The sequence below is a fragment of the Streptococcus sp. SS4 genome, assembly GCF_030440125.1.
GTDB lineage: Bacteria > Bacillota > Bacilli > Lactobacillales > Streptococcaceae > Streptococcus.
On record NZ_JAQFJM010000003.1, the window covers coordinates 119,196 to 135,933 of the forward strand.

The window sequence follows — 16,738 nt, forward strand, 5'->3', positions numbered from 1 at the left end:
CTTACCTCTTCAACAAGTCGTAAATGTGAGTTACATTTTGTAAGAGTGTAACGACCACGATTTTATCCCCAATAGCGAGTCTGTCTTCTCCTGTTGGGAAAATAGATTTTCCATTGCGGATAATAGCAGCGATAAGGACACCGTTAGCAAATTCAAGCTCAGAAAGTTTCTTTCCAGCGATTTTGTTATTTTCCTTAATTTGGAATTGCAAGGTTTCGATACGACCATTAGCCACATGGTGAAGGGCATCAAGACTAGAGTCTTTGGCATTAAAACGCCCGCGTACAAAGTGCATTACAGTGTCAACAGCGATACTCTTAGGAGTGACAATTGTTGTTGTCTCACGTGGATCGATAATCTCTAAGAGACTAGTACGGTTAACCTTAGTAATATTCTTGTGAATACCGAGGCTTTCGAGGAACATAGAGGTAATGATATTTTCCTCATCTACTCCGGTTAGGGTAGCTACGGCATCATAACTGGCTGCACTTTCCTCGAGAAGAAGGTCTTTAGCAGTACCGTCACCTAAGATAACAGAAACTTCAGGGAAGACCTGACTAAAGGTTTGCGCACGGTCCATTTTTTGCTCAATCAATTTGACCTTAATACGATTGTTTTTCAAGATATTGAGCAAGTAGTAGGAGATGCGCCCAGCACCAATCAACAAAAGTTTTTTGATGCTTTTTGGCTTGATGTAACTGTGGAAAAGTGCCATATCAACACGTTTACCAGTGACATAAATCTTATCCCCAATTTGCATGGTAGCATTTCCATCTGGAATGATGAGTTCACCCTGACGGTGAATCGTACAAACTAGAATATTGCCGAATTTCCTACGGAATTGTTCCATTGTCATACCAGATAATTGGCTATTTTCAGTAACTTTAAATGCCATAAGAATAACGCGTCCATTAGCAAAAGTTTCAACTGATAGGGCGTTTGGAAATTCAACTGTATTGGCAATATAGCGAGCTGTTAAAAGTTCAGGGTTAACTACTAATGAGAATCCAAGAAAGTTCTTGTCTTTGAAATAAGCATTAGAGTATTCTGGGTTACGTACGCGAACAACAGTTTCTTTGGCACCCATTTGTTTAGCCAGAACTGCTGAAATCATGTTCACTTCATCTTTATCAGTCATCGCGATAAAGACGTCACAGTTGCTAACCTCGGCTTGTTCCAAAATTTTAAAATTAGCTCCATTTCCAGCAAAGCCCATAACATCATAGCGTTTGCTGAGGCGTTTGAGGACCTCTTCCTTTTCTTCAATTAAAATAACATCGTGCTTCTCTTCAACAAGAGAACGACAGAGTGCGGTACCGACTTTACCGGCACCTACGACAATAATACGCATGAGTTACCTCCAAATAATCATTACTATGATACTCTATTTTAGCGGAAAAATCATCCTTTTCAGCTAGCTTTATCAACTATTCCTATTTAAGTGAATAAAGGTGAAATTTTTCTTTAAATTGTCTTGACTTTTAGACCAGAAGTGCTAAAATATATTCAAAGATTCGTTATTTTAAATCTAACCTGTCATGATTTAAGCTAATGAACGTCCACAACCATGTCGTCTGCTGAGCTTGACTCCGGGCGACATGGTATTTTTTATGTCTAGGAGAATTGAGATGTCACGTAATCATATTGTCTTGTTTGAACCTCGTATTCCACAAAACACCGGAAATATTGCACGTACCTGTGCAGCGACTAATAGCCCTCTTCATATCATCCGTCCTATGGGCTTTCCAATTGATGACAAGAAAATGAAACGTGCAGGTTTAGACTACTGGGATAAGCTTGACATCACTTATTATGACAATTTGGCAGATTTCATGTCTAAAAATCGAGAGGGGCGTTTGCATTTAGTCACGAAATTTGCGGATAAGACTTATTCAGAAGAGGCCTATGCCGATGGTGAGGACCACTATTTTATGTTTGGTCGTGAGGATACAGGCCTACCTGAAGATTTTATGCGTGAGCATCCTGAAAAAGCTATTCGTATTCCGATGAATGATGAACATGTGCGTAGTCTAAATGTGTCCAATACTGTTTGTATGATTGTTTACGAAGCGCTTCGTCAGCAACAATTTGAGGGGCTAGAGCTGAGTCACCGTTATCAGCATGATAAGTTAAAATAGATACTTTATTTTGTTTTAAAAGAATAATTATAGTCATTGACTATCAACAGATTAGAAATCCATAATTTGAAAACCTTGTCACCAAGGTTTTTTTATGTTATCCTTAAAAGGTCTTCAGGGCAGGGTGAAACTCCCGACCGGCGGTGATTCTTTGGATAAGTCCGCGAGCGCAAGCTGATGAGGTGTGATTCCTCAACCGACAGTATAGTCTGGATGGAAGAAGACCAGTCTTTTTGCGTAGGCTTTTTTTGGCATGGGCAAATCCATTGGGAACTTCTTTCAAATTGTTAAAATTTGGAGGAATTTTTTTATGACAAACACACGTAAATTGGCTTACATTGCCATTTTATCCGCAGTTTCATTCTTGTTGCTTTATTTTTCATTTCCATTGATTCCAGCAGCAGATTTTTTGAAGGTTGATTTTTCAATCCTTCCTGTTCTTATTGCCTTGGTTATCTTTGATTTTAAGAGTGCCATTGGTGTTCTCTTGCTTCGTTCATTGTTGAAGCTCTTGCTAAACAATGGTGGACCAGGATCAATGATTGGACTTCCTATGAATTTTGTTGCTCTAGGCGTCTTTGTTTGGGGCCTAAGCTATTTTTGGAAGAAAAATCAAACAAGCAAGAATTATATTCTTGGTTCTGTTTTAGGAACTGTTTTGCTTACAGTTGCTATGGTTATTCTTAACTATATTTATGCAGTACCACTCTATGCTAAATTTGCCAACTTTGATATTGCGCAATTTATAGGTCTCTATAAATACCTTTTCGCTATGGTAGTACCTTTCAATTTACTTGAAGGTTTGATTTTTGCGGTAGCCTTTGCTTTGATTTATGCTCCACTTAAGTCTAATCTAGTAAAATTATAAATATGAAACACACACACACACATTATATTTATGCTTCTTTTGCCTTATTGTTATTTGTTGCTCTCGGTTATATGGTTAAGTTCTACCCTGAAGTCTTGACAGGATTTGATAGCAACATTCAAACTTGGGTTCGAGGAGGCTTACCAGCAGGATTGACACGCTTTTTTAAAACTATTACCATGCTTGGGAATACGCCTGTACAGGCTATTATTGCAATCGTAGCAGTCATCTGGCTTTATCTACGTCAGTATAAATCAGAAGCTATCTTTGTGGGAGCCAGTGGGCTTCTCGCTAGTATCTTGATTGTAAGTTTGAAGTATATTTATCAGCGTCAGCGTCCATCAATTACGCATTTAGTGCATGCTAGTGGTTATTCTTTCCCTAGTGGTCATTCTTTGGGAACTTTTATGATTCTTGGAGCAATTGCCATTGTCCTTGCTCAGCGTTTGGAGAAAAAAGAATCTAAAATAGTAGTTTATGCTATTACTGGGCTTCTGATTTTCCTTGTTGGACTTTCGCGTATTTATGTAGGAGTTCATTATCCAACAGATGTTTTAGCTGGCTTTACCTTAGCCTTTGGGTTGCTTAATGCTATTTATCCAACTTATGATCGCATTCGCTTTGAATGGCGATTCCAAAGTAAACAGAAATAAAAAAACATGTAGTTTTAAACTGCATGTTTTTTTGATACAAAGGAAGGTCTTTCCTATATAAAATGTATAAAAATAGCTTATTTTCACTATTGTTCTGTTAAAAATGCATTAACTGTATTTTAATTGTATTATAATTATGATATAATGTTTTTAAAATTTTGAAATAAAGGAGTGTCTCTTGAACATAAAAGACAGCATTGGACTAAGAATCAAAACTGAGCGTGAACGCCAGCAGATGTCACGTGAAGTGCTATGTTTAGATGGTGCGGAATTGACTGTTCGTCAGTTAATTCGCATTGAAAAAGGGGAGTCGCTCCCGTCTTTGGATAAATTATCTTATATTGCAAAACGTCTAGGAAAAAATATGACCGATTTATTGGATCATGATAATATTACTATCCCTGACGAATACTACGAGATGAAGAATCGTCTGATTAAGTTTCCAACGTATAGAAATCCAGAAAGAATAAAGGCTAAACTTGCCTTAATTGAGGAGGTCTATGAGAAATTCTTTGAACTTCTCCCAGAAGAAGAATTGTTAACTCTAGATATTTTGGAAAATATTTTGAGTTTTACTAGTTGGGAAGAGAGTCCTAAAGTTGAGGAGATATATGAAGACTTGTTTGAACAAGTCAAAAGGAAGAGGAAATTCTCAACTAACGATTTATTAGTTATTGACTACTATTTCTTCCATCTTTATGGAAGAAAACAGTATGATAAAAAACTTTTTGAAAGAATCGTAAAGAGAGTATTAAATCAGGAAATTTGGACAGATGATGTCTATAATATTGTTTTGTTTAATGATTTGATGGCTATCGCTGCTTTGAAGATTTTTCACAATTCCTTCTCAGACTTCTTAACAGTTGTGGATAAAGCCTTGGCTGTTATAGAAAAATCACAATTCTATAGCTATAAACCTAGTGTTTTTGTTCTCAAAGCCAAATATGAACTTCTTCATAAAGGAAACAAGAAAGAGGCTGCAGAAAATTACGATAAGGCCATAATGTTTGCTTCCGTTTTAGAAGACTCGGTACTAGAAGAAAGTATAAAGGCAGGTAAAGCGGCAGATGGTTTATAGAAATGGTGGTGACATAAATGTCACTACTTTTTTAATGGTTAAATGTTTACTATAGAAACATAAATAACAGTTAAAAGGAGTTTTATTTTGAAAAAACTAAAATTATTTACACTATTCTCACTACTTATCACTATCTTGCCTTATTTTGCAGGTTGTCTTTAATAAGGAGTCACCATGTCAAAATATCCATATATTTCACAGGTTGATCAGCGTGATTGTGGTGTCGCTGCCTTGGCCATGATTCTTAAACACTATGGTTCATCTTATAGTTTAGCTTATTTGCGAGAGTTGGCTCAGACTTCTCGTGAAGGTACTTCTGCGCTTGGTTTGGTGGAAGCGGCCAAGCAGTTGGGTCTTGAAACTCAGGCTATTCGTGCGGATTTAGACTTGTTTAAACAAGGAAACCTATCTTATCCTTTTATTGTACATGTGGTTAAAGAAGGTGGGCTGCAACATTATTATACGGTGTTTGGTCAAATCAAGGGGCAGCTTGTTATTGGTGATCCAGATCCTAGCAAGAAGGTCATTAAAATGCCCTTAGAGGAATTTGCCAAAGAGTGGACGGGAGTTGCTCTCTTTTTTGTTCCAGGAGAAGCCTATACTAAATACAAAGAAGATGTACCTGGACTTCTTTCATTTTTACCAATTTTGTTTCGTCGTAAGGGGTTGATTGCAGTTATTGTCTTATTAAGTTTTCTAGTGACCCTTGTTAATATTATTGGTTCTTATTATTTGCAAGCTATTATCGACCGCTTGATTCCTCAGGGGGCCTATAATCTTCTGACCATGATTTCGCTAGGCTTATGTATCTCTTATCTTGCTCAACAAGTTTTTACTTTTTTCAAAGATTATCTTCTACATCGATTGGGTAATTACCTGTCCATTGCTGTCATTCTTCCTTATATCAAGCATGTCCTTTCCTTGCCTATTAGTTTCTTTAGTTCACGTCGTACTGGTGAAATCACGTCACGTTTTGGAGATGCCAACACTATTATAGATGCTCTAGCTTCAACGATTTTATCGATTTTCCTAGATGTGACCATTGTGATGACTCTAGCTGTGGCTCTTATTGTACAAAATCAGTCACTTTTTTTGATGACTCTCACGGTAGTTCCTCTTTATGTTTTAATCATTCTGGCATTCTATAAGCTTTTTGAAAAAGAAAATTATCAATTGATGGAGGCAAATAGTCAGGTCAATACCGCTGTTATTGATGATTTGCGAGGCATTGAAACCTTAAAATCCTTGAGGGTTGAGGAAAGACGTTATCGGGAAATTGAGGTGAAATTCCATGACTATTTGAAGAAGTCCTTGTCTAAGGCCAAGTGGCAATTAACGCAGGATGGGTTAAAGACAGGGGTTCAGTTAGTTTCTAATGTCTTTATCCTCTGGTATGGGGCACAATTGGTTATGGAAGGGCAACTATCTGCAGGTCAGTTGATTACCTATAATATGTTGCTCAATTATTTTACAACTCCTTTAATTAATATCATCAATCTCCAATCTAAAATTCAGCAAGCCAAAGTAGCCAATAATCGTCTTCAAGAAGTTTATGTTGTGGACAAGGAAGAAAAAGGAAAACTTAAAGAGTTATCTTTTAAACAACTTGCTTTTAAAGGAGTCAGTCACCGTTTTAGTTATCAGCAAGAGACTCTTAGTAAGATTGATTTAACGATTCATAAGGGTGAGAAAATCGCCCTCATGGGTAAAAGTGGATCTGGAAAAACGACCTTAGCTAAAATGTTGTCAGGTTATTATACGAAATCTAGTGGTCATGTAACCCTAGATAAAGATGCCATTAGCCATGCGGAGTTGCGTCAAATGGTGACTTACGTTCCCCAGCAGACCTATGTGTTTACGGGAACCATTTTAGAAAATCTGCTATTAGGATTTGAAGGAGAAGTTGACGAGAAAAAGCTTCTTAAAGTTTGCCAACAAGCTGATATCTTAGAGGATATTCAAAAAATGCCACTAGGCTTTCAGACCCAAGTATCTGAAGACGGTGGTCTATCAGGTGGTCAAAAACAACGTTTGGCTATAGCGAGGGCTCTCTTGTCCAAACAGCCTATCTTGATTTTTGACGAAGCTACCAGTGGTCTCGATAGTGATACTGAAAGCAGGGTCATGGCTAACCTTGCTAAGATTAAACGAACAATGATTTTTATTGCTCACCGCAATAGTGTACGTCAACATGTTAGTCGTGTAGTGACCATGGTGAGTGGCCAGATTGAGTCAGACAGTGCTAATTTCAATCCATTCCAGTTTATTTAAAATAATCTTCCTATTATATATGTAGAAAACTTAAGAAGTCTAAATTTTCACATCTTGCACCTATCTTATTAATATAGTATACTGGTAGCAGACTATTAAGAGGTGTAAACATGTTAGAGGCATATAAAAATTTTTGGTTAGGCTATCTCGATTTTTATGGTCGTACAAAACGATCAGACTATTGGTGGGTTGTCTTGATTAATGGAATTATCGGTAGTTTGATTTTCCTACTGATGGACTTACTTGGGGAAACAAGAGCTGCTGGCTTTACATTGACAGCTTTCATTCTATTTATAGCAGCAACGGCGCTTCCTACCATTTCTATGCAGATTCGTCGTCTACGTGATGCCAATTTCAATGTTGCTTGGATTGTATTAAAAGCGACACCACTACTAGTAGTACTTTGGGTGATGTATGCCTTTCCTACAAGAGATTCAAAATAACTCCAATATAAAAAGGGTGAAACTAGTTAATCTAGTTCCACTCTTTTTTCTTATAAAATAAAGCTACCTAAGAGGCTAACCAAGGTGAAGCTGATAGTTGCATAAAATACAGCGAGATGGGTTGCCTGGATAGGCTTATAAAGTCTAATAAGTGTTAGGACACACCAAATAAAGAGTACTGTGACAAACCAACCTGATAGTAAGCGACGTGGCGTTACACCATAGAGTGCTATATAAACGCCAAAGAGTTTCCAGCCGGCGATAAGGGCAAAGAGGCTAGCAAAAGTAAAGAGTAGGGTACTCAACAAACGAAGCCCCTTGTGGGTGAAGAAGTTTTCTTTAGAAAAAATGTAAAGTCCAGCTAGGATTCCCAAGTTAAGGGTAGAGACTCGAACTAATTGCCAGAAGCCCTGAACAGCAATATGTGAGGCTTGATGGGCTGGAATGTTGGCTTGGTTGAGAGAAAGGAGTTCTCCCATTTGACTAGTGGCAGTTAATATGAATAGGGCATAAGTGAGGCAGAGGCTTCCGAGTACGATATAAGCTGCTACTTTTGGAAACTGACGGGTTGTTTTAAGACGGCCTTCAAATCGTTTTCGACTAAGTGGCTTTTCTTTTGCCAAATAGGTTGCAACGAGTTGAGCAAAAAGTCCTAGAGCCAGAGGGATACTGGTTATTAAACGAGAGAACAATAATCCGTTATCCTTGAAGGTGATAGTGAAATCAAGTAGAGAAGCAAGTGTCTGGAAGAACTGTTGCCAAAGTTGTCCGAAAGCAGGCAAGACCTGACTAAGCTGACTAGCAGCGAATACAGTCAGTACCAAGGCAATCATGATACTAATGAGAATCATCCATTTGTGGTTCTGAACTGCGTGTTTTTCTTCTTCAGAGAGCTCTTGTTTAGGTGCTGTTTTATAGAGTAGTGTCCAGGCTCCGATAAAGAAATATTTCAGTGGGAAGATGCAGCTAGTGTATATGAGGTCTAGCCAAACCATAATTCCCAAACGGTCTTGACTACTTTGTCCAGTACGTGCCATTAAGTAAAGGAGGATACTCGCATGAAGGCAAAGAATCTGAGCGCTCCCCCAGTTGTCGTGCAGACCCCAAAGACTAATTTGTAAACCTTGTAGTAGACTAGTGACCATAAATATTGCCGATTCAAGTCGCATTCCCTTTGCTTTTCCACCTAATAGACGACAGCCCAGTTCAATCGTACTTATCAAGACAACGATTGCTGGAAAGGCAAAGGAAAAATGGGTCAAGTAAGTGACATATAGGAAGCAGGCCACGAGACAGGCGACAATCAGTCCCTTAATTTTCCAAATGTCTTTTGGTGAAAAATATTCCAAGAGTTTCTTGGTTTTGGTTTGAAGACTAGTCTTTTCGTCGGAATATTCCTGGGAGACTAGCTGTAAATTAGTAGTATAGTTATTTGTTTCCATCATAATTCTCCTTTTGGATGTTAGTCCAAAAAAGACTTTATCATAAAAAATGTTCATTTTTGTCACCCAACTGTAAAATTACTAAAAATAGGTCTATGGACTTAGGTCTGGAGAATGAGTTGGAAAAATAGGTGAGTAAAAAATATTATGCTCACATTGAATGATAGATTGTACGGGCTATATTGTCAGAAACTGTCAAATGCTAAAGATAGTTTTTTAGAGATTAACTGTTTGTTTATCTGGGATTGAGCAAAGGACTTCTATCGAGGATCACTAAAGGTGATGTCATTTTTTGACACTATATGTTAGATTGACTACCATCTAAATGTTGCAAAATTTCTGAAAATTCGTTGACATGTGTTTTCAAAGTAGTATGATAATAACATAAAAAAACTTAGGAGGTTCTTATGTTAGGTGTCATCCTACTCTATGTTGGTATGGTTTTGATGAGTAATGGACTCCATCGTTTAGAGGGTATTCCTGATAAATCAAATGTTGTCATGAATATCTTTACGGGTGGTCTGGGTTTGATTCTCAACATTATTGTCATTGCTTACGGAGCTTGTACAGGGCAAGGCGCTGAATGGTTTTATGGTAGCGCTACTGGTCTTTTATTTGCTTTCACCTATCTTTACTCAGCGATCAATACGATTTTCGATTTTGATCAACGTTTGTATGGGTGGTTTAGTTTATTTGTGGCAATTAATACGCTACCAGCAGGGATTCTTTGCTTAACATCTGGATACGGTGGTAATGCTTGGTATGGTATTATTTGGTTCTTGTGGGGTATCCTATGGCTAACTGCCTTTATTGAAATTAATCTTAAGAAGAATCTAGGAAAATTTGTCCCTTACCTAGCTATTTTTGAAGGAATTGTAACAGCTTGGATTCCAGGGCTTTTGATGCTTTGGGGCAAGTGGTAAGCATTGATTTAAGGAGGAAAAACGATGCAATTGACAATGCGCGAGCAGGAAAAAATGATGATTAGCCTTGCGGCTATGATTGCTCAACGACGTAAAGACAAAGGAATCAAATTGAATCATCCAGAAGCAGTTGCTTTAATCACTGACTATGTGCTTGAAGGTGCAAGAGAAGGTAAAACTGTTGCCCAACTGATGGATGAAGCTCGCAATCTCTTAACACGTGAAGATGTTATGGAAGGTATTGCAGAAATGATTCCAATGATTCAAGTTGAAGCTACTTTTACGGACAGTACAAAACTGGTTACTGTTCATGATCCTATTCAGTAAGGAGAAGTGTAATGATTCCAGGTGAATACCATGTGGCGAGTGAGCCAATTGATTATAACGGTGGTTACGAAGCCATTAGTCTTGAAGTGAAAAATGTGGGTGACCGTGCTGCTCAAGTGGGTTCTCACTACCATTTTTATGAAGCAAACGAAGCTGGTCTTCAATTTGATCATGAAAAGGCGCGAGGCAAACGTCTAGATATTCCAGCAGGTACAGCCATTCGTTTTGAGCCAGGTGAAACGAAAACAGTACAACTTATTGACTTTGGAGGGAAACGTCGTATTTTTGGTTTCAATAACAAGGTCAATGGTTTCTTAGACTAGAAAGAGGACAAATCGATGAGTTTTAAAATGGATCGTGAAGAGTATGCTCAACACTATGGACCAACTGTAGGGGATAGCGTACGTCTTGGAGATACCAATCTTTTTGCAGCCATTGAAAAAGACTTTACTGTTTATGGACAGGAATCTAAGTTCGGTGGCGGTAAAGTTTTGCGTGATGGTATGGGTGTTAGTGCTACGGAAACACGTGACAATCCATCAGTTGTTGATACCATTATTACAGGTGCAACCATCATTGACTATACAGGTATTATTAAAGCAGATATCGGTATTCGTGATGGTAAGATTGTTGCTATTGGTCGCGGTGGTAACCCAGATACAATGGACAATGTGGACTTTGTTGTGGGTGCTAGTACAGAAGCCATTGCTGCAGAAGGTTTGATTGTGACTGCTGGTGGTATTGACCTCCACGTACATTATATTTCTGCTGACCTTCCTGAATTTGGTTTGGATAATGGAATCACGACCCTCTTTGGTGGTGGTACTGGTCCCGCTGACGGTAGTAATGCAACAACATGTACACCAGGTAAATTCCATATTACTCGTATGTTGCAAGCTGTTGATGATATGCCTGCTAACTTTGGTTTCCTTGCCAAAGGTGTTGGTTCTGAGACTGAAGTGGTTGAAGAGCAAATTAAAGCTGGTGCAGCAGGAATTAAGACACACGAGGACTGGGGTGCGACTTACGCAGGAATTGATAATTCCCTTAAAGTTGCGGATAAATACGATGTTTCTTTTGCGGTCCACACCGACTCTTTGAATGAGGGTGGATTTATGGAAAATACTTTGGAATCTTTCCAAGGTCGTACCGTTCATACCTTCCATACCGAAGGTTCTGGTGGTGGGCACGCTCCAGATATTATGGTCTTTGCAGGTAAGGAAAATATTTTGCCATCATCAACTAACCCAACTAACCCATATACTACAAATGCTATTGGTGAGTTGTTAGATATGGTTATGGTTTGTCACCACTTGGATCCAAAAATCCCAGAAGACGTATCCTTTGCCGAATCACGTGTTCGTAAACAAACTGTGGCTGCAGAAGATGTTCTTCACGATATGGGAGCCCTTAGTATCATGACTTCAGATGCCATGGCAATGGGACGTGTCGGTGAAGTAGCAATGCGTTGTTGGCAACTAGCTGATAAGATGAAGGCTCAGCGTGGTCCACTTGAAGGGGATTCAGAGTTTAACGATAATAACCGTATTAAACGTTACGTGGCTAAATATACAATTAACCCTGCCATCACCAATGGTATTGCAGACTATATCGGTTCTGTAGAAGTTGGTAAATTTGCAGATTTGGTTATCTGGGAACCAGCACAATTTGGTGCAAAACCTAAGTTGGTGCTTAAGGGTGGTATGTTAACTTATGGTGTTATGGGTGACGCTGGTTCAAGTCTTCCAACACCTCAACCACGTATCATGCGTAAATTATATGGTGCTTACGGTCAAGCGGTTCATGAAACAAATCTTACATTTGTCTCTCAATATGCTTATGATCACGGTATCAAAGAAGAAATTGGTTTGAATAAGATTGTTCTTCCTGTTAAGAATACGCGTAACTTGACTAAGCGTGATATGAAGCTTAATGACTACGCTCCAAAAACAATCCGTATCGATCCACAGACCTTTGATGTCTTTATTGATGATGAGTTGGTTACTTGTGAGCCAATCCATACGACATCATTGTCTCAACGTTATTTCTTGTTCTAAGGAAAACGCTATATACATGAGGCTGGAATTTTTCCTCCAACCTCTTTTGTATTTTACAGCCATAACGTTTTTAGTACTTTATTAGGTTGCTATATGAGTCTGATGCTAGACTTTTAAAATGTAATAGAAAAGGAAAAAGTATGATTTTTACAAAAGTAGATGCTCTTGTTAAGGATATCGATGTGGACAAATACCATATTGAAACAGTCATTCTTTCGAGTGACGATCTTAACAAAAAAATTATTCGTGTGAAGAGTGATCATGGGAATGAATTTGGTATTCGTCTTGATAAGGGACAAAAATTGCAAAATGGATCTGCCTTTTTTATCGATGATCACCATGTCCTAGCTATTGGTGTTGAGTCACAGGATTTGATTGTCATCTCACCTAAAGATATGGATGAAATGGGAATCACAGCTCACATTCTTGGGAATACTCATAAACCAATTGAGGTGAAAGATGCCAAGATTTATTTAGAGGTTGACCCAGTAGTAGAGCAAGTCTTGACTCAAAAAGAGATTGCCTACACGATTGAAGAAGTGGTCCTTGATAAACCCCTACGCCATGTGAATTTAACTGCCCATGAACATTAATCCCTTTGCTAATGTGTCTTTGCAAGATTATCTTGAAATTGTGCAAATTGTCGATTCAACCTTTCCAATTGGATCATTTAACCACTCATTTGGGATGGAAAATTATCTGCGTGAAGACACTGTAACAGATGATAAAGGTTACGAAGAGTGGCAAGAAGCCTATTTAGCTAGTCAGTTTAAATATGGTGAAGGTCTTGTAATCAAACTGGTTTATGATGCTATGGTTACAGATAACATAGAGCAGGTTTGGCATTATGATAAGGTCTTGACAGTTTCGACGCAAGCGCGTGAAACAAGACAGGGGACTAAAATGATTGCTAAGCAAATGCTTCGACTCATTCAAAGGCTTCATGCTATTCCGGTATTGGATGACTATCAGTCTAAAATACGTAAGGGTGTGGTCTTCGGCAATCCAGCTATTGTCTTTGCGCTCTATGTGTTTAACAAGGGCTTGGGATGTAATGAAGCCATAGCACTTTATGGCTATAGCGTGATTTCGACGATGGTTCAAAATGCTGTGCGTGCCATTCCCCTTGGACAGTTTGCTGGACAGGAGATTGTTTTACGTAGCTTTTCGCAATTAGAAAAAATGACACAAGAAATTCAAGAATTGGATGCGTCCTACCTTGGGGCCAATACGCCTGGTCTTGAATTAGCTCAGATGAAACATGAAACACAGGTATTCCGCCTATTCATGTCCTAAAATATCAACAAGGTTGAGAGGAAAAAACAATGACAAAACGTACTGTAATTATTGGAGTTGGTGGACCTGTTGGTTCAGGTAAAACCCTTTTGCTTGAGCGTCTTACACGACGTATGTCCGACTTAAATTTAGCAGTTATTACTAACGATATCTATACAAAAGAAGATGCCCTTTTCTTGGCTAAAAATTCAAGCTTAGACGAAGACCGTATCATTGGTGTAGAAACTGGTGGGTGTCCTCATACTGCGATTCGTGAGGATGCCTCTATGAACTTTGAAGCGATTGAAACTCTTCAAGAGCGCTTTAATCATGATTTGGATGTTATTTTCCTTGAAAGTGGTGGAGACAACTTGGCTGCGACCTTCAGCCCTGATTTGGTTGATTTTACCATTTATATTATTGACGTTGCTCAGGGTGAAAAAATCCCACGTAAGGCTGGTCAAGGGATGATTAAGAGTGATTTGTTCTTGATCAATAAGACTGATCTTGCACCTTATGTTGGAGCCAACCTAGACCGTATGCGTGAAGATACCCTTCATTTCCGTAACGAAGATTCTTTCATTTTCACAAATTTGAATAATGATGACAATGTTAAGGAAGTAGAAGAATGGATTCGTAAGAATTTCCTACTAGAGGACTTGTAAGATGACACAAGCATATGATGGCTTTGTCCATCTTGGATTTTCAAACAGAAGTGGTCGTACAATTTCCCACAAGAAATACCAAGAAGGCAACTCTCGAGTGTCGGCAGATAATTCAGATGACAATGGCGTTCCTTACTATTTCCTAATTAATATGGGTGGGGGCTTTGTCGAGGGTGAGCAGTATCAAGTGACCATTGATGTTAATAAAGATGCTCATGCCTTGGTGACAACTCAAACACCGACCTATGTTTACAAGTGTGAGAAAGGACAGTTGACACAACAGAATACGTCTATCACACTTGAAGAAAATAGTTATTTGGAGTACATGGCTGATGAAGTTATTCCATATTTAAAATCACGCTATTTCCAAACAAGTCGTATTGATATGGATAAGTCTGCCCACTTGATTTATTCAGATGGTGTAACGGCAGGTTGGTCTCATGAGGATTTACCGTTTCAATACCATTATTTTCGTAATTTGACACAAATTTACCAAGATAATGAACTTGTTTATAGCGATCAGACTCTCTTAGAACCTCAGAAACAAGATATGTTTAAACTTGGTTATTTTGAAGGCTGGCGTAATTACAATAGCTTGGTAATGGTGTCCCCAAATATTGACGAGGCTTTTGTTAAGGCTTTGCAGAAGCACTTAGAAGGGCTAAATCTAGAGTCTGATTTTGCCATTTCATCCTTAGATATCCCAGGTTTGGTGTTACGTATCTTAGGAAAAACTGCTGAGGATAATCGTCGCGTCATTTATTCTTGTGCAGACTATTTTAGACAAGAAATACATGGATTAACCCCTTTGAATTTGAGAAAAAATGATATGAGGAGATAAGAAATGCATATTCCTGAAAATTACTTAAGCCCTATGACTTGTGCGGCAATGGGGGCAGTTATGTTGCCTATTTGGTATAAGGCTGTCAAGGAAGTGAAGGTAAAGGTTGACACTGATAAAAAAACGATTCCTATGTTGGGAATCGGGACTTCCTTGTCCTTCCTTATCATGATGTTTAATCTTCCAGCCCCAGGTGGAACTAGTGCCCATGCTGTTGGGGCAGTGCTAATTGCTATATTGTTAGGACCTTGGGCCTCCTGTTTAGCAGTTAGTGTGGCTCTAGCTATGCAGGCTTTGCTATTTGGTGATGGTGGGATTTTGGCCTTTGGTGCGAATGCCTTTTGTATGGCTGTTGTCATGCCATTTGTGGGTTATGCTGTTTATAAACTCTTGAATAAGTGGACAAAGAACAGGATAATTGCTAGCTTTTTTGGAGGTTATATTGGAATTGTAGTTGCGGCCCTGACTGTTGCGGTTTTACTAGGAATTCAACCGATTCTCTTTAAAGATAGCAGTGGTAATCCGCTTTACAATCCATACCCTTTGAGAGTGACGCTTCCAGTAATGGGCTTGACTCACCTGCTTATCGGCTTGGTAGAAGGATTTTTCACAGCCGGTGTTCAAGAATTCATTGAACGTTTGAATATTGATAATACTCAGGAAATAACGACTAAAAAACTACGTCCTTTATTGCTCTTTATCCTAGCCTTAATTATCCTAACGCCACTTGGTTTATTGGCGACGGGAACAGCTTTTGCAGAATGGGATGTCAAAGAGTTGGTAGAAAAATTGTCTCATTACCATGTGGAAGCCCAAGCGCCAAAAGGAATGTTGAATGGTTTTTCATTCAATGCCCTCTTCCCAGATTATAGTATCGCAGGCATTCCAGAAGTTTTGGGTTATATCCTGAGCGCTGCCTCTGCTGTTTTGATTTTCTTCATCCTCTATCGCTTGATTTTCGGTAGAAAGGTTGAAAAATGATTCTTCCAGATTGGATGTCGGAAGAGCGCCCAGTAGTCACTAAAGTCGGTAGAAATAACTTTCTTATCCGGAATCGTCACCATCTGGAAGCTCTTCTTCAAAAGTTTGAAACGCATCCTTTAAAAGTAGCATCAGTCTTTCATCCAACAGCTAAGGTTTTACTTCTCTTTTTCTTACTGGTTTCAGTGGGAATTAGCCGAAATCTCACAGTTTTGTGGATTGTAGCCTTGTTTTTAGGAGCTGGCGTGGCTTTTTTACCGCATTCGGTTTTAGTAAGAACTTTGAAAAAAACTGTAGTGTTGTTGATTTTCCCACTAGTTCTTTATCTACCGCATCTCTTACTTAGCGGAGGTCAATCGCTCTTTCTTTTTAGACTTCCTTTGATTGCCGTAGCCATTGCTTATTATTCAGAGACAAGTACAATAAGTGAGATGCTAGTGGCATTAAAAGGGTTGCATTTTCCTGATCTTGTTCTGCTCCAGTTAGATATCACCATAAAATATATTGATGTCTTTGGAAAACAATTAATGGATTTGCTCAAAGGGATTGAAGCACGAAGCTTTGGCGGCAACCATCGTTTCCGGATTGGAAGTAATATCTGGGGAATTTTATACCTTAAAGCTATACGCTATGGTGAGGAACTGACTCAAGCCATGGAAGCACGTTGCTTTGTTGGTGAGTATGTCAAGTCATCACAGTCATTCACATGGAAGGACTGGCTGGCCTTGATAGGTCTAGTAGCAATGATTTTAGGACAGATTCTGTTAGGAGGATGA

General features: G+C 38.8%; 18 protein-coding genes and 1 riboswitch. Of the genes, 16 read left to right on the forward strand and 2 right to left on the reverse strand.

Features of this window, described 5'->3' with window-relative positions; all coding sequences use genetic code 11:
• Nucleotide 1: 1 nt before the first annotated feature.
• Nucleotides 2–1,351, reverse strand: a complete 1,350-nt coding sequence (gene trkA, locus PCY16_RS03840) for a Trk system potassium transporter TrkA (RefSeq protein WP_037598979.1) — start codon at nt 1,349–1,351, stop codon at nt 2–4.
• A gap of 277 nt (nt 1,352–1,628) precedes the next feature.
• Between trkA and PCY16_RS03845 the strand changes: the two genes are divergently transcribed.
• The 6 genes from PCY16_RS03845 (at nt 1,629) to PCY16_RS03870 (ending at nt 7,451) form a co-directional block, all read left to right on the forward strand.
• Nucleotides 1,629–2,138, forward strand: coding sequence for a tRNA (cytidine(34)-2'-O)-methyltransferase (locus PCY16_RS03845; RefSeq protein ID WP_002886541.1), 510 nt, complete (start codon nt 1,629–1,631; stop codon nt 2,136–2,138).
• 106 nt (nt 2,139–2,244) lie between these two features.
• Nucleotides 2,245–2,367: riboswitch (FMN riboswitch) on the forward strand.
• A gap of 81 nt (nt 2,368–2,448) precedes the next feature.
• Nucleotides 2,449–3,006: an ECF transporter S component gene (locus PCY16_RS03850; protein WP_080611565.1), complete on the forward strand. Its 558-nt coding sequence runs from the start codon at nt 2,449–2,451 to the stop codon at nt 3,004–3,006.
• A gap of 2 nt (nt 3,007–3,008) precedes the next feature.
• On the forward strand, nt 3,009–3,659 hold the full coding sequence (locus tag PCY16_RS03855) for a phosphatase PAP2 family protein (protein WP_070575879.1): 651 nt from the start codon (nt 3,009–3,011) through the stop codon (nt 3,657–3,659).
• Between the two features lie 178 nt (nt 3,660–3,837).
• Nucleotides 3,838–4,737: a helix-turn-helix transcriptional regulator gene (locus PCY16_RS03860; protein WP_049545716.1), complete on the forward strand. Its 900-nt coding sequence runs from the start codon at nt 3,838–3,840 to the stop codon at nt 4,735–4,737.
• A gap of 174 nt (nt 4,738–4,911) precedes the next feature.
• Nucleotides 4,912–7,008, forward strand: a complete 2,097-nt coding sequence (locus tag PCY16_RS03865; protein WP_195413371.1) for a peptide cleavage/export ABC transporter — start codon at nt 4,912–4,914, stop codon at nt 7,006–7,008.
• Nucleotides 7,009–7,118: 110 nt separating this feature from the next.
• Entirely contained in the window at nt 7,119–7,451 is a 333-nt protein-coding gene (locus PCY16_RS03870; RefSeq protein ID WP_002886546.1) for a DUF805 domain-containing protein, read from the forward strand.
• Between the two features lie 50 nt (nt 7,452–7,501).
• Here PCY16_RS03870 and PCY16_RS03875 read toward each other — a convergent pair whose 3' ends face one another.
• Nucleotides 7,502–8,893, reverse strand: coding sequence for a DUF4153 domain-containing protein (locus PCY16_RS03875; protein ID WP_195413372.1), 1,392 nt, complete (start codon nt 8,891–8,893; stop codon nt 7,502–7,504).
• A 407-nt stretch (nt 8,894–9,300) separates the two neighbouring features.
• On the opposite strand from PCY16_RS03875, the gene PCY16_RS03880 reads away from it, so the two are divergent.
• The 10 genes from PCY16_RS03880 (at nt 9,301) to PCY16_RS03925 (ending at nt 16,738) form a co-directional block, all read left to right on the forward strand.
• A complete protein-coding gene (locus tag PCY16_RS03880) occupies nt 9,301–9,816 on the forward strand; it encodes an AmiS/UreI family transporter (RefSeq protein ID WP_002886548.1) in 516 nt (171 codons plus the stop codon).
• A gap of 24 nt (nt 9,817–9,840) precedes the next feature.
• Nucleotides 9,841–10,143 (forward strand): urease subunit gamma, encoded by a 303-nt coding sequence (locus PCY16_RS03885; RefSeq protein WP_002886558.1) that lies wholly within the window; start codon nt 9,841–9,843, stop codon nt 10,141–10,143.
• 11 nt (nt 10,144–10,154) lie between these two features.
• Nucleotides 10,155–10,466 carry an urease subunit beta gene (locus PCY16_RS03890; RefSeq protein ID WP_301353880.1) on the forward strand — a complete coding sequence of 104 codons (312 nt, stop codon included), beginning with the start codon at nt 10,155–10,157 and terminating at the stop codon, nt 10,464–10,466.
• A 15-nt stretch (nt 10,467–10,481) separates the two neighbouring features.
• On the forward strand, nt 10,482–12,200 hold the full coding sequence (ureC, locus tag PCY16_RS03895; RefSeq protein ID WP_002886560.1) for an urease subunit alpha: 1,719 nt from the start codon (nt 10,482–10,484) through the stop codon (nt 12,198–12,200).
• A gap of 140 nt (nt 12,201–12,340) precedes the next feature.
• Nucleotides 12,341–12,793 (forward strand): urease accessory protein UreE, encoded by a 453-nt coding sequence (ureE, locus tag PCY16_RS03900; RefSeq protein ID WP_002949549.1) that lies wholly within the window; start codon nt 12,341–12,343, stop codon nt 12,791–12,793.
• Nucleotides 12,783–13,496, forward strand: coding sequence for an urease accessory protein UreF (locus PCY16_RS03905; protein WP_002889927.1), 714 nt, complete (start codon nt 12,783–12,785; stop codon nt 13,494–13,496). Before ureE ends, PCY16_RS03905 begins: the two co-directional genes overlap by 11 nt.
• A 29-nt stretch (nt 13,497–13,525) precedes the next feature.
• Nucleotides 13,526–14,140, forward strand: a complete 615-nt coding sequence (gene ureG / locus PCY16_RS03910; protein WP_002889928.1) for an urease accessory protein UreG — start codon at nt 13,526–13,528, stop codon at nt 14,138–14,140.
• Nucleotide 14,141: 1 nt separating this feature from the next.
• Complete coding sequence (locus tag PCY16_RS03915) at nt 14,142–14,981, forward strand: urease accessory protein UreD (protein WP_195413373.1); 840 nt, start codon at nt 14,142–14,144, stop codon at nt 14,979–14,981.
• 3 nt (nt 14,982–14,984) lie between these two features.
• Nucleotides 14,985–15,962: a cobalt transporter CbiM gene (gene cbiM, locus PCY16_RS03920; protein ID WP_013990045.1), complete on the forward strand. Its 978-nt coding sequence runs from the start codon at nt 14,985–14,987 to the stop codon at nt 15,960–15,962.
• Nucleotides 15,959–16,738, forward strand: coding sequence for an energy-coupling factor transporter transmembrane component T (locus tag PCY16_RS03925; protein ID WP_301353887.1), 780 nt, complete (start codon nt 15,959–15,961; stop codon nt 16,736–16,738). The genes cbiM and PCY16_RS03925 overlap by 4 nt, the downstream gene beginning before the upstream one ends.